This is a genomic window from Pseudoduganella rivuli (assembly GCF_009674485.1).
Taxonomy (GTDB): Bacteria; Pseudomonadota; Gammaproteobacteria; order Burkholderiales; family Burkholderiaceae_D; genus Rugamonas; species Rugamonas rivuli_B.
The window spans coordinates 56942-69315 of sequence record NZ_WKJJ01000018.1; the positions used below are offsets into that span (position 1 = coordinate 56942).

Annotated in this window: 12 protein-coding genes; 4 read left to right on the forward strand and 8 right to left on the reverse strand. The window is 61.0% G+C overall.

The window, feature by feature from the left end; genetic code table 11:
• Positions 1–8 precede the first annotated feature (8 nt).
• On the reverse strand, positions 9–350 hold the full coding sequence (cyaY, locus tag GJ700_RS25445; RefSeq protein WP_154379261.1) for an iron donor protein CyaY: 342 nt from the start codon (positions 348–350) through the stop codon (positions 9–11).
• Between cyaY and lptM the strand changes: the two genes are divergently transcribed.
• A complete protein-coding gene (gene lptM / locus GJ700_RS25450) occupies positions 349–585 on the forward strand; it encodes an LPS translocon maturation chaperone LptM (RefSeq protein ID WP_154379263.1) in 237 nt (78 codons plus the stop codon). The two genes, cyaY and lptM, sit on opposite strands and share 2 nt — an antisense overlap.
• Positions 585–1862 (forward strand): diaminopimelate decarboxylase, encoded by a 1278-nt coding sequence (gene lysA, locus GJ700_RS25455; RefSeq protein ID WP_154379265.1) that lies wholly within the window; start codon positions 585–587, stop codon positions 1860–1862. Before lptM ends, lysA begins: the two co-directional genes overlap by 1 nt.
• Positions 1863–1868: 6 nt before the next feature.
• Here the strand turns inward: lysA and msrQ are convergent, their stop codons facing one another.
• The 5 genes from msrQ to GJ700_RS25480 all read right to left on the reverse strand — a co-directional run bounded on the left by msrQ (position 1869) and on the right by GJ700_RS25480 (position 7881).
• Positions 1869–2501: a protein-methionine-sulfoxide reductase heme-binding subunit MsrQ gene (msrQ, locus tag GJ700_RS25460; RefSeq protein WP_154379267.1), complete on the reverse strand. Its 633-nt coding sequence runs from the start codon at positions 2499–2501 to the stop codon at positions 1869–1871.
• On the reverse strand, positions 2501–3481 hold the full coding sequence (msrP, locus tag GJ700_RS25465) for a protein-methionine-sulfoxide reductase catalytic subunit MsrP (RefSeq protein WP_154379268.1): 981 nt from the start codon (positions 3479–3481) through the stop codon (positions 2501–2503). Before msrP ends, msrQ begins: the two co-directional genes overlap by 1 nt.
• A gap of 106 nt (positions 3482–3587) precedes the next feature.
• A complete protein-coding gene (gene ccsB, locus GJ700_RS25470) occupies positions 3588–4925 on the reverse strand; it encodes a c-type cytochrome biogenesis protein CcsB (protein ID WP_154379270.1) in 1338 nt (445 codons plus the stop codon).
• A gap of 34 nt (positions 4926–4959) precedes the next feature.
• Positions 4960–7071, reverse strand: a complete 2112-nt coding sequence (locus tag GJ700_RS25475; RefSeq protein WP_154379272.1) for a cytochrome c biogenesis protein ResB — start codon at positions 7069–7071, stop codon at positions 4960–4962.
• A 153-nt stretch (positions 7072–7224) separates the two neighbouring features.
• Positions 7225–7881: a c-type cytochrome gene (locus tag GJ700_RS25480; protein WP_154379274.1), complete on the reverse strand. Its 657-nt coding sequence runs from the start codon at positions 7879–7881 to the stop codon at positions 7225–7227.
• Between the two features lie 165 nt (positions 7882–8046).
• On the opposite strand from GJ700_RS25480, the gene yihA reads away from it, so the two are divergent.
• Positions 8047–8763 (forward strand): ribosome biogenesis GTP-binding protein YihA/YsxC, encoded by a 717-nt coding sequence (yihA, locus tag GJ700_RS25485; protein WP_154379276.1) that lies wholly within the window; start codon positions 8047–8049, stop codon positions 8761–8763.
• Positions 8764–8785: 22 nt separating this feature from the next.
• Complete coding sequence (gene hemB / locus GJ700_RS25490; RefSeq protein ID WP_154379278.1) at positions 8786–9790, forward strand: porphobilinogen synthase; 1005 nt, start codon at positions 8786–8788, stop codon at positions 9788–9790.
• A gap of 62 nt (positions 9791–9852) precedes the next feature.
• On the opposite strand, the gene GJ700_RS25495 is transcribed toward hemB, so the two are convergent.
• Positions 9853–11313, reverse strand: a complete 1461-nt coding sequence (locus GJ700_RS25495) for a high affinity choline transporter 1 (protein WP_154379280.1) — start codon at positions 11311–11313, stop codon at positions 9853–9855.
• A 120-nt stretch (positions 11314–11433) separates the two neighbouring features.
• Positions 11434–12366 carry a hypothetical protein gene (locus GJ700_RS25500; protein ID WP_154379282.1) on the reverse strand — a complete coding sequence of 311 codons (933 nt, stop codon included), beginning with the start codon at positions 12364–12366 and terminating at the stop codon, positions 11434–11436.
• Positions 12367–12374: the final 8 nt, after the last annotated feature.

Here is a 12374-nt window from a genome sequence, read left to right on the forward strand (position 1 = left end):
GCTCGAAGTCAAGGACTGACTTCGCTGACGACGACAGGCGCCCCGCCCTGCTCCGTCGTAATGTCCGACAACGCCTGGAACAATTCCTTGCCGGTCCGGGTATCGAGCCACTTGCCATCGACCCGCTTGTAGTGGAAACCGCCGGAACGGGCCGCGACCCAGATTTCCTGCATGGCTGCCTGGCTGTTGACGATGACCTTGGAACCGTTGTCGCAAAACTCGATTTCCAGCACGTTGCCGCTGCGGCTGCACTCGACGTCCACCATGTCTTGCTCATACAAGCGGTCCAGCGCGCGCTCGATGGCGGCCAGGGTGGCGTCCGCGGCGTCCAAAAATTCTGATTCGGTCATGCTACACTCCAAGATCTTCTGTCAAACCCTGATTTTAATCGTGAAGTCCACTTTAGCGCTGCACATCTCTGCGGTGGCCTGCTTGTCCGCCCTGCTGGCGGGCTGCGGCCAGACCGGCCCGCTGTACTTACCAAAACAGCCGGCCAAGCCAGCCTCTGCCAATACCCAGGGCAAACCCGGCGTAGCGCCCCCTTCCGCTCCGGTACCTTCCACTCCTCCCGCATCCCAACAATAATGTCGCAATTTACTTACCAGGACGGCGTGCTGCACGCCGAAGGCGTGTCCCTGGCCGCCATCGCCGAGCAATACGGCACTCCGACCTATGTCTACTCCAAGGCCCAGTTGCTGGCCAATTTCGATTCGTACCAGAATGCCTGCGCCGGCCGTGACGCGCTGGTGTGCTATGCGATGAAAGCCAATTCCAACCTGGCCGTGCTGAACCTGCTGGCGCAACGCGGCGCGGGCTTCGACATCGTGTCCGGCGGCGAATTGCTGCGCGTGATCGCGGCCGGTGGCGATGCAGGCAAAGTGATTTTCTCGGGCGTGGGCAAGACCGTGGCGGAAATGCGCCTGGCGCTGGAGCACGACATCCTGTGCTTCAACGTGGAATCGATCCCTGAACTGCACCGCCTGAACGACGTGGCCGGCAGCATGGGCAAGAAAGCCCGCGTATCGCTGCGCGTGAACCCGAACGTCGACGCCAAGACCCACCCGTACATCGCCACCGGCCTGAAAGCCAACAAGTTCGGCGTGGCGTACACGGATGCGCTGGACACCTACCGCACCGCGGCCAAACTGCCGCACCTGGACGTGGCCGGTATCGATTGCCACATCGGTTCGCAATTGCTGGACGACGCACCGCTGCTGGAAGCACTGGACCGCCTGATCGAGCTGATCGACCAGCTCGACGCCGAAGGCATCCACTTGCACCACCTGGACCTGGGCGGCGGCCTGGGCATCGACTACGGCGACGAGGAAGACAGCGCGCCGGTTCCGGTTGGCGACTACCTGGGCCGCGTGTTTACCCGCATCGATGCGTGGCGCAACGAACGCCACGGCGGTAAAGCCATCAAAGTGTGCTTCGAGCCGGGCCGCTCCATCGTGGGCAACACGGGCGTGCTGGTGACCCGCGTGGAATTCCTCAAGCACGGCGAAGAAAAGAACTTCTGCATCGTCGACGCAGCTATGAATGATATGGCCCGCCCCGCCTTATATCAGGCGTGGATGGACATGCAACCCGTGGCGCTGACCAATGCCCCGATCGCCACGTTCGACGTCGTGGGCCCGGTCTGTGAATCCGGCGACTGGCTGGCGCGCGACCGCGCACTGGCGGTGGAAGCGGGCGATTTGCTGGCCATGAAAACAGCCGGCGCCTATGGCATGACGATGGCGTCCAACTACAACACCCGTGGCCGCGCGGCGGAAGTGATCGTCGACGGCAAGCAAGTGCACGTGGTGCGCCAGCGTGAAAATCCGGCCGACCTGTTCGCGCTGGAATCCGTCATTAAATAAGCACCCTTAGCCGGCAATGGGCGACCTCACGGTCGCCTTGCTGCGCGCCCACACCACCCGCACCCCCAGCAGCGCCAGCACGATCAGCCCAAACAGGATCGGCTGTGAAAAATCATGCTTAGCCGCCTTCATCCACCAGAAGTGCAAGATGCCCAGCGGCGCGATCACGTAAATCGCCTTGTGCAGCCATTGCCACCGCTTGCCGCCCAGGCGGCGCACCATGCCGTTGGTGCTGGTGGCGGCCAGCGGAATCAGCAGCACGAATGCAATGAAGCCCACCGTGATGAACGGCCGTTTCACCACATCCTTCAGCATTTCCTGCACATCGAAGAAGTGGTCGAACCACAGGAACGTCGTGAAGTGCAGCAGCGCGTAAAAGAAGGCGTACAAGCCCAGCATGCGCCGCAGTTTCAGCACCCAGTTCCACTTCGACAGCCGGCGCAGCGGCGTCACGGCCAGCGTGATGCACAGGAAGTACAGGGTCCAGTCGCCCGTGGCGCGCGTGATGTATTGCAGCGGCTCGACCAGGCGGTCATTGGCCACCAGCCACACCAGCTTGAAAAACGGCAGCAGCGCCAGCGCAAACACGGCCGCCTTGATGGCCGTGACCTGGCGCGCTCCGGGATTGGCGATGTTCATCAGCAGTACCGCTTCAAATCCATGCCGGCGTACAACGGCGCCACGTCGTTATATCCATTGAACATCAGCGTCTTGCGCTTTTTCGCGAGGAACCCGTCTTCGCCGATGCGGCGCTCGGCCGCCTGCGACCAGCGCGGATGGTCGACTTCCGGGTTCACGTTCGAATAAAAACCATATTCGGACGGCGCCGCCACGTTCCACGCCGTGCGGGGCTGGTCTTTGACGAAGCGGATTTTCACGATGGATTTCGCGGATTTAAAGCCATACTTCCACGGCAGCACGATGCGCACCGGCGCGCCATTCTGGTTCGGCAACACCTCGCCATACATGCCCAGGGTCAGCAGCGCCAGCGGGTGCATGGCTTCATCCATGCGCAAGCCTTCCGTGTACGGCCAGTTCAGCACGCGGCTGCCCACGCCGGGCATTTGCTTGCGGTCCGCCAGCGACACGAATTCCACGTATTTCGCATTGCCGGTCGGTTCGACTTTCTTGATCAACTCGGACAGCGAATAGCCCGTCCACGGAATCACCATCGACCACCCTTCCACGCAGCGCAAGCGGTAGATACGCTCTTCCAGCGGCGCCAGTTTCAATAACTGGTCGAGGTCGAGCGTCATCGGCTTTTTGACTTCGCCTTCGATGGACACGGTCCACGGGCGGGGAATCAGCGTGTGCGCGTTTTCAGCCGGATCGCTCTTGTCCGTGCCGAATTCGTAGAAATTGTTGTAGGTCGTCGCGTCCTTGTACGCGGTGATTTTATCCAGCGCGATATAGGCGGGATTGGCTTTGCCCGGCAATTTGGCGCGGGCGGGACCTTGCGCGAACGCTTCGCGGTTGGCCATTTCCAGCAAAGAACCGCCGGCAATGGTGCCGACCGCCAATTGCCGGATAAAGGTGCGGCGCGATTCGTAGATCTCGCGCGGGGTGATTTCCGAGGGGAACGGCAGATCGATGCCGTTGGGACTACGTTTGATCAACATGGCTGCTCCAGAAAGAGGCGGGTTCTGAGATTCGTCGGACAATTCCCCGGAACCTTACACCTCTTTTCTGAAAGCCATATTAACAATTCACGACGGCGCCATCGCGTTACAGTTTGCCGTACGAGTGCAGGCCGGACAGGAACATGTTCACGCCCAGGAAGGCAAACGTGGTGACCAGCAAGCCCACCAGCGCCCACCATGCGGACACCTTGCCGCGCAGGCCGGACATCAGCCGCATGTGCAGCCATGCCGCATAGTTCAGCCACACGATCAGCGCCCACGTTTCTTTCGGGTCCCACGACCAGTAGCCGCCCCACGCTTCCGCCGCCCACAGCGCCCCCAGGATGGTGGCGATGGTAAAGAAGGCGAAACCGGCGGAAATCGCCTTGTACATCACGTCTTCCAGCACGTCGCCGGCCGGCAAGCGGTCCGCCAGGCGGTCGCGCATCAGGTTCGTGATGGCAAACAGCACGGCCAGCGTGCCGGCAAAGCGGGTCGCGTTGACCATGCCTTTCACGACGGCTTCGCCTGCGCCGACAGCAAAGGTCACGCCCCACGCCAGCGCCATCAGCGCGATCGGCGCCACCACCAGCGCCAGCCACAGCGTGCGGATTTTTTCGTATTTGAGCAGGTAAGCCCACGCCACCATCGACGCCAGCGCAAACGTGCCGTAACCGATGAAGTTGGCCGGCACGTGGATTTTCATCCACCAGCTTTGCAGCGCCGGCACCAGCGGCTGGATGTCGGCCGCGTCGCGCGACACGGTGTACCACAGCAGGAAGCCGACCGCGGCGGAAATCACCAGCAGCACGAACGCGCCCAGTTGGCGGGTCGCGTAGCGCTGTTCGTAATACAGGTAAAACATGGCCGTGATCAGCGAGAACAGGATGAACACTTCATACAGGTTCGACACGGGAATGTGGCCCACGTCCGCGCCGATCAGGTACGACTCGTACCAGCGCACCAGCATGCCGGTCCAGCCCAGGATCAGCGCCGCCCAGCACAGCTTGGAACCGACCGTGAAGCCCATCGTGGAGCGGGCCGCCATGCCGATCCAGTAAAACATCGTCGACAGGAAGAAGCACGTGCTCATCCACAGGATCGCGGACTGGCTCGACAACATGTACTTGAGCCAGAATTTCTGGTTCGCCGCGTCCAGCGTGCCGCCATACATGCCCACGGCGCCCAGCGCCAGCAGGAACGTCAGCGGCATCAGCCAGCGCACGGGTTTCCAGTGCCAGCCCAGCGCGGCAAACACGGGCGCCGACGCCACCAGGATGGCTTTTTCATACATGTCCATGAACGCGCTGTAGCGGTTCAGCGCAAACAGCGCGCCGGCCACCAGCACGGCGGCAAACAGCCAGTCCAGGGGGCCCTGGCGTTTGAAGTAACCGGGCGCCTGCGTATAAGTCTGCGCCGCAACGTTGTTCTGTGTAATGTCCATCTTTCTGTCTCCAAACCGCTGTTCACACACCAGCTTACGCCGGTTGCGGCAGCTTTTGCTTCAATTCCTCGAATTCCTTATGGAAATCCAGGGTTTTGCGCTGCGTACTCATCGCCATCAACGCATGGCTGTTACCGTCACCCTGGTCTTTAATCCAGATCCACAGCCGCCGTTCGCGGATATAAAACATCGCGAACACGCCCAGCACGAGGAACAGGCAGCCCAGGTACACGACGGACTTGCCCGGCGACTTGGTGACCTGGAACACGGACGCCTTCACTTCCGTATAGTCGTCCAGTTGCAGGAACACCGGTGCGCCGTACAGGAAACTGTCGGACAGCGCATTGGTGGCCAGTTGCAGGAAGCGGCCATGGACTTCATCGCTGGCCACCGGCGCCACACCGGCTTTTTCACGTGCCGCCTGCCACAGTTCCCACATGCTGCCGTTCAGGATCTTCATGAAAATATCGGCAGCCTTGCCCTGCTCGGCTTCCGGCACTTTTTCCAGGAAGCGCGAAATCGCCATGAAACCGGCTTGCGCACCGCCCTTGCCGTCGCCGGCAAACAAGGTCAGGCCGCGCAGCGCGGATTCCTGCAACTGCACGCGCAACGCATCGGAATTGCCCGCCTGCCCGCCCGCCGCCGGCATGGCGCGGCGCGCATAGCGTTCCGCCGCCAAGGCGCGCAAGTCCGGCTGCTGCAGCGCGGCGCGGATGCGCATCCATTCCCCCACCGTGTGGTTATCGTCGGCCGGGATCCGTAAATAGCTGAATGGGTCGTTCGGGTTCACTCGCACGCCGGCCAGGAAGACCGACACGCCTTCCAGGTTCACAGGCTGCATGTAATTCTGGAATTCACGCGCCTGGCCAGCCTTGTCGCGCAATTTGTATTGCACGCTGGGGCCGACATTTTTCAAATCCTTGTTGTTGGCGTTTTTCGCGGCGGAACCCAGTTGCTTGTCGAGGCCACGGGCAAAGCTGTCTTCCAGCTTGTCGCCCTTGGTGACGGCGCGCGCATCTTGCGTCGCCGTGTTTTCCACGTTGAACGGACGGAAGCCCGACCACTCCACAGTGTAGTCGTCGCTGAGTTTGGTCGAACCGCCGACGTCGCCGGTAAAGTCGAACGCGTCCGCGCTCGCGCCCGTCATCGGGTAACCCTTCAATTTCAACTTGGTGCCGCCATCTTCAAAGCTGGACTGGTATACCGCCAGGCCCTTGTAGATCAGCGGCTTGTTGACTTCGATGACGGCGTGGACCTTTTCACCCGTTTCGTGGTCGCGCACTTCCACTTCGCTGGCAAACAGCTTCGGCATGCCCGTGCTGTAGAAATCGATGTTGAACTTTTTCAGCTCGATGGTGAACGGCAATTCCTGGATCAGCACGCCGTCGGCGCGGGGAATGATGGCCGTGTTGCTGGCCTGGCCTTCAGGAATCGCGGTATTGGCGCGGAACGTGGGATTGGCCGTGCTGAGACGGTGTTCCGCAGGAATCTTCGCGATCAGCCCACTGCCGCCAAACGGCTTCTTGCCGAGGAACCACTCCTGCATGCGGATCGGGATATCGGAATCCAGCAAGCCGCCGATGCAGATAATCACGATGGCCGCGTGCGCAAACATGTAGCCGAACTTGTTGCCGGCGCCCCGCTTGGCCGTCACCAGCGTGGCATGTTCTTTTTCCACCAGTTTGGCCTGGTAGCCCGCGTGGCCCAGGCGTTGCAGCATCTGCTGCGCCAGCGCCGCGCGCGGCAGCGGCGAATTCCAGTCGGCCTTGTCGTGGAAATTCAGCAGCGATTGCTCGCGCACCTGTTCGCGCCACGAACGCATGTCGCGCAGCATTTTCGGCGTATTGCGGATGATGCACAGCGACGTCGACGTCACCAGCGTGCCCATCAGCAGCAGGAACCACCACGCGGAATACACGGAATACAGGCCCAGCTTGTCGAACACTTCGAACCAGAATGGACCGAACTGGTTGACGTAATTGCCCATCGGCTGGTTTTGCTGCATCACCGTGCCGATCACGGCGGCAATGGCGATCACCACCAGGACGGCGATGGCGAAACGCATCGACGACAACAGTTCGATGAAGTGATTGAATGCCGGGCGGCGGGTTTTCAGGGTAATACCGGCGGTGCTGGTGGTGCTCATGCGGAAAACTATCTCAAATTAAACGGCGGCCAGGGTGCCCCGCGGAGAATAGCATTGATATCCACTCCCCGCTAAAGTACTTAAGGCGGCCTTAAAACAAAAAAAGCGGCCCCGTTGCCGGAAACCGCTTTTTTGATGGGACCTGCGCCGGAATTATTTCAGGCCGGCCACGTAGTCCGAAACCGCCTTGATTTCATCGTCGGACAGGCGCTTGGCAATGACGCTCATTTCCGCGCTGTTTTTACGGCCTTCGCCACGGAAAGCGGTCAGCTGCGCCGTGGTGTAATCCTGGTGCTGGCCAGCCAGGCGCGGATACAGCGCTGGCAAGCCGCCGCCCGCAGGGCCGTGGCACGATGCGCAGGCCGGCACGTTTTTCTCGGCGATACCGCCGCGGTAAATCTTTTTGCCCAGTTCGATCGTGTCCTTGTTCTTGGCGGCGCCGGGTTTGGACGCCTGCGTCGACAGGTAGGCAGCGATATTCTTTTTCTCGTCTTCCGACAGCATTTTTGCGTACGTCGTCATGACGGCGTTATTGCGTGCCGGGGTGGTGAAATTCACCAGCTGTTTGTACAGGTACGCTTCCGGCTGGCCGGACAGTTTAGGATTGGCGGCAATGGTGGAATTGCCGGAGGCGCCGTGGCACGAAACGCAGGCTGGCAAGCCGCGTGCGTTATCGCCATCGGCGTACAGGGTGGCGCCTTTGGCCGCATCGGCTTTCGCCGGTGCTGCGGCATGTTCGGCAGCCGAAGCGGCGCCCGAAATGGCAAGAACTGCAACAAGCAAGGACTTCACGGAAAACGCACGATTCATTCAAACACCCTGAGACAAGTGAAAAAAATGGTTGGATTGCTTTTTTCAACGGCGATTCACCAACACGCCGCTTATTGCTTTTATGCATAACAACAATTCGTAACCCCTTATTGTACAATAGCTTTTCCGCGTTATACCTTCCTTTGTTGCATTTCTGCCCATCCCATGTCCAAACTCTGGCAAGCCCGCTTCTTTACTACCGTCAATCATTTGCGCGACCTGCCCAAGACGACGGTGCCTGAAATCGCCTTTGCCGGCCGCTCCAACGCCGGCAAGTCGACCACCATCAACACCCTGTGCAACCAGAAAGGGCTGGCGTTCGCATCGAAAACGCCGGGCCGCACGCAGCACATCAACTTCTTCTCGATCGGCGGCGCCCACGTGGCCATGCACCGCAAGGATGAAACCAAGGTCGATGAAATCCGCTGCATGATCGTGGACTTGCCCGGCTATGGCTACGCGGAAGTGTCCGGCGACACCAAGCTGTACTGGCAGCGCCTGCTGGGCGACTACGTGCAGCAGCGCGAGCAACTGGCCGCCCTGATCCTCATCATGGATTCGCGCCGCCCGTTCACGGACCTGGACGTGCAAATGCTGGAGTGGTTCGCCCCGACCGGCAAACCGATCCATTGCATCCTGACCAAGGTTGACAAGCTGACCCGCAACGACGCCACCAACGCGCTGCGCCAGGCCAAGGCCCGGCTGGACAGCTATGTCGACGAAGACGGCGAAGGTTTCCCCTTCACCGTGCAACTGTTTTCCGCACTCAAGCGCATCGGCATCGACGAAGCCACGGCCAAGATCACGGAACTGGCCGGCCTCGATGACGATGCGGCCGCCGCGCAAGTCGACGCGATCGATACGCCGGACGACGACGCCTGAATTAACCCACTGAGGAGCCTCAATGCCAAGCAACAGCAACTTCCCAGCCATCCGCATGCGCCGCATGCGCCGCGATCCCTTCTCGCGCGCCATGATGCGTGAAAACGTCATCACCGCGGGCGACCTGATCTACCCGGTCTTCATCCTGGACGGCGCGAACCGCCGCGAGCCGGTGCTGACCATGCCGGGCGTGGAGCGCGTGTCGGTGGATTTGCTGATGAAGGTGGCGGAAGAATGCGTGGCGCTGGGCATCCCGGTCTTGTCGCTGTTCCCGAACATCGATCCCGCGCTGAAAACCAACGATGGCGTGGAAGCCACCAATCCGGAAGGCTTGATTCCCCGCGCCGTGCGCGAGCTGAAAAAGAATTTCCCGGAACTGGGCATCATGACCGACGTGGCCCTGGACCCGTACACCAGCCACGGCCAGGATGGCACCGTCGATGACAAGGGGTCGATCCTTAACGACGAAACCACGGAAATGCTGGTGCGCCAGGCGCTGACGCAGGCCGAATGCGGCGTCGACATCGTCGGCCCGTCCGACATGATGGATGGCCGCATCGGCGCCATCCGCGAAGCGCTGGAAAACAAGGGCTTGATCCACACCCGCATCATGGCGTATTCGGCCAAGTATGCGTCGGCCTTCTACGGCCCGTTCCGCGACGCCGTCGGTTCGGCCGCCGCGCTGGGCAAGGCCGACAAGAACACGTACCAGATGGACCCGGCCAATACCGACGAAGCGCTGCGCGAAGTGGCGCTGGACATCGCCGAAGGCGCCGACATGGTGATGGTGAAACCGGGCATGCCGTACCTGGACATCGTGCGCCGCGTGAAGGATGAATTCAAGGTGCCGACTTTCGCTTACCAGGTGTCGGGCGAATACGCGATGCTGAAAGCCGCCGCGCAAAACGGCTGGCTCGACCACGACAAGGTCATGATGGAATCCATGATGGCCTTCAAGCGCGCCGGCGCCGATGGCGTACTGACGTACTTTGCGCTGGACATTGCGCGCAAGCTGAAGGGCCAGTAAAGCCGTAGCACCGTGACGCCAAACCCGTAGGGCGGGTTCTACGAACCCGCCATGCATACTGATCAAGCCATGCCTTTTACATGGCTCTTGGCATCGCTGCGGTTGCGCAGCACCTGCGGCGCCAGCGAACCCGCGATCATGCCGGCGAACGCCGCCAGCAGCCCGGCCAGTTGGCCCGGGAAATGCTCACCCAAGGTGGAAATCTGCGGGAAGTAAATAATCCACGTGGCGATACCGGCGCCCAGCGACAGGATCGCGCCCTGCGTGGTGGCACGCTTCCAGTACAGGCCCATCACCAGCGGCACGAACGCGCCCACCAGCGTGACCTGGTACGCGGACGACACCATGTCGTAAATCGGCGTGCCCTTCATGGCAATCGCATACGACAGCACCAGCGCGGCAAACACGACGATCGACGTGCGCATGGCCAGCAGTTGCTGCTTGTCGCCCATTTCAGGGCGCAGGTTTTTCAGGATGTTTTCCACGAAACTGGTCGATGGCGCCAGCAGGGTCGCGGACGACGTGCTCTTGATGGCCGACAGCAGCGCGCCAAAGAACAGGATTTGCATCACCAGCGGCATCTTGGTCAGCACGAAGGTCGGCAACAGGCGCTGGTAATCGCTTTTCGCCATTTCCATGCCCTGCTCGCCCATGACGATGACGGCGCACGCCACGATAAACATCGGCACGAATGCAAACAGGATATAACTGGCGCCGCCGATCATGGCGCCGGTACGGGCCGTGTTGGAATCCTTGGCCGACATCACGCGCTGGAACACGTCCTGCTGGGGAATACTGCCGAACATCATCGTGACGGCCGCGCCGATGAACATGGCCATTTCCGTGAAGCTTGGCTCCGGCAGGAACTTCCACAGGTTGCGTTCGTTGGCCATGGAAATCACCGTGCCGGCGCCGCCCGCCAGGTCGGCGGAAAACACGGCAATCACGCCCAGGCCCAGCACCAGCACGATCATCTGGATGAAGTCGGTCCAGGCCACGGCCAGGAAACCGCCCACCACGACATAAATCAGCACGGCCAAGGTGCCGACGATCATGCCCGCCGTTTCCGACATGGCGCCATTAGTCAGCACGGAAAACACCAGGCCCAGCGCCGTGATTTGCGCGGCCACCCAGCCCAGGTAACTCAAAATGATGGCAACCGAGCAAAACACTTCGATGCCCTTGCCATAGCGCTGGCGATAAAAGTCGCCGATCGTCAGCAAGTTCAGCTTGTACAGTTTGGCGGCAAAGAACATGCCGACCAGGATCAGGCAGGTGCCGGCGCCGAACGGATCTTCCACCAGGGCATTCAAGCCACCCTGCACGAATTTCGCGGGGATGCCCATCACGGTTTCCGCGCCAAACCACGTGGCAAACGTGGTGGTGACGACCATGATCAGCGGCAGGCTGCGGCCCGCGACAGCGAAGTCAGTCGTGTTCTTGATGCGGGTACCGGCCCACATGCCCAGCGCCAGCGTGCCCAGCAGATAGAGCACGACAAAAGAAATCAGGGTGATGTTCATCGTTCAGGATGGTTAAGCAAAGTTCAGTGCGGAAAATTTGGGCGATTATAGCGGCAGAACATTGCTGTAATGTAGTTATGGCCAGAAAAAGGCCACAACTACAACATCATTATTTTCGCGTTATCCGCGTGCGCGGCGGTATTCCGGGAAGATTTCCTTCAGCAGGAAAGCTTCCAGCTCCGCTTGGTATGGCTTCGAGGCATTCATCTTCACGGTGCGTCCCAGGCGCTGCGAATCCCATTCGAATTCGCCCTGCTTTTCCTTGCGGATCACATCGATCATCTTGCGCACGACGGCGGTTTCAATGTCCGGATCGGCGCCCACTTCCACGTGGTATTGCTGCAGCCACTGGCGCTTGAAGTTGGTATTCCAGCCACGGAATTTGAAGTCCGCGCTGAGCGACGTGCGGTTCAACACCTGGAACACGCCGCCGGTTTCATCGCGCTCGCCGGCCGCGTTGCGGCCCTGGGCGCCCATGATGTTGGCGCGCGCCACGCGGGCGGCGCGCTGGGCTTCGGATTCTTCCGGTTCGGCCTGTTGCGGTTGCGGATTGTCCTGGGCGCGGCGCTTGCGGGCCGCTTCCACGCGCGCCTGCATGTCGACTTCCTGCACCGGCGTGATGGTCTGCATTGGCGATTGCACGGGCGGTACGTAGACTTCCTGGCGCGGCGCGGCCGGGGCCGGCTTGGAAATGGCTTTCGCCACGCGCTGTTCGCGCACGGGTTCCGGCTTCTTCGGTTCCGGCTTGGCGGGTTTTTCGGGTTTCGGCGTGGGCTTCTGCGCCAGCGGCGCGACCCACACCATTTCCCCTTCTTTCGCCGGCGGTTTCAGGATGATGTGGGTGCTGGGCGAGAACAGCACGTACGCCAGCAAGGCCACGTGCAGTGCAGTGGAAATGCCGACGCCGACGCGGTTGTGCTTTTTCGGCCCCCAATACCCGGCATTGCGCTCCGGCAATTTCTGGCCGCAAGCGTGGCAATACTCAGCGTGAGCGTCTGCAGCATGCGCGTCCGCGTGGTGATCGTCCGCGTGGGAAGGGCTGGTCTGGAACAAGATGACGG

What these genes read in the sequence shown, in the direction of transcription:
- msrQ (WP_154379267.1), bottom strand. Translation starts at nt 2,501, where the DNA reads ATGAACATCGCCAATCCCGGAGCGCGCCAGGTCACGGCCATCAAGGCG.
- ccsB (WP_154379270.1), bottom strand. Translation starts at nt 4,925, where the DNA reads ATGGACATTACACAGAACAACGTTGCGGCGCAGACTTATACGCAGGCG.
- msrP (WP_154379268.1), bottom strand. Translation starts at nt 3,481, where the DNA reads ATGTTGATCAAACGTAGTCCCAACGGCATCGATCTGCCGTTCCCCTCG.
- lysA (WP_154379265.1), top strand. Translation starts at nt 585, where the DNA reads ATGTCGCAATTTACTTACCAGGACGGCGTGCTGCACGCCGAAGGCGTG.
- GJ700_RS25475 (WP_154379272.1), bottom strand. Translation starts at nt 7,071, where the DNA reads ATGAGCACCACCAGCACCGCCGGTATTACCCTGAAAACCCGCCGCCCG.
- hemB (WP_154379278.1), top strand. Translation starts at nt 8,786, where the DNA reads ATGCCAAGCAACAGCAACTTCCCAGCCATCCGCATGCGCCGCATGCGC.
- GJ700_RS25495 (WP_154379280.1), bottom strand. Translation starts at nt 11,313, where the DNA reads ATGAACATCACCCTGATTTCTTTTGTCGTGCTCTATCTGCTGGGCACG.
- GJ700_RS25480 (WP_154379274.1), bottom strand. Translation starts at nt 7,881, where the DNA reads ATGAATCGTGCGTTTTCCGTGAAGTCCTTGCTTGTTGCAGTTCTTGCC.
- lptM (WP_154379263.1), top strand. Translation starts at nt 349, where the DNA reads ATGCTACACTCCAAGATCTTCTGTCAAACCCTGATTTTAATCGTGAAG.
- cyaY (WP_154379261.1), bottom strand. Translation starts at nt 350, where the DNA reads ATGACCGAATCAGAATTTTTGGACGCCGCGGACGCCACCCTGGCCGCC.
- yihA (WP_154379276.1), top strand. Translation starts at nt 8,047, where the DNA reads ATGTCCAAACTCTGGCAAGCCCGCTTCTTTACTACCGTCAATCATTTG.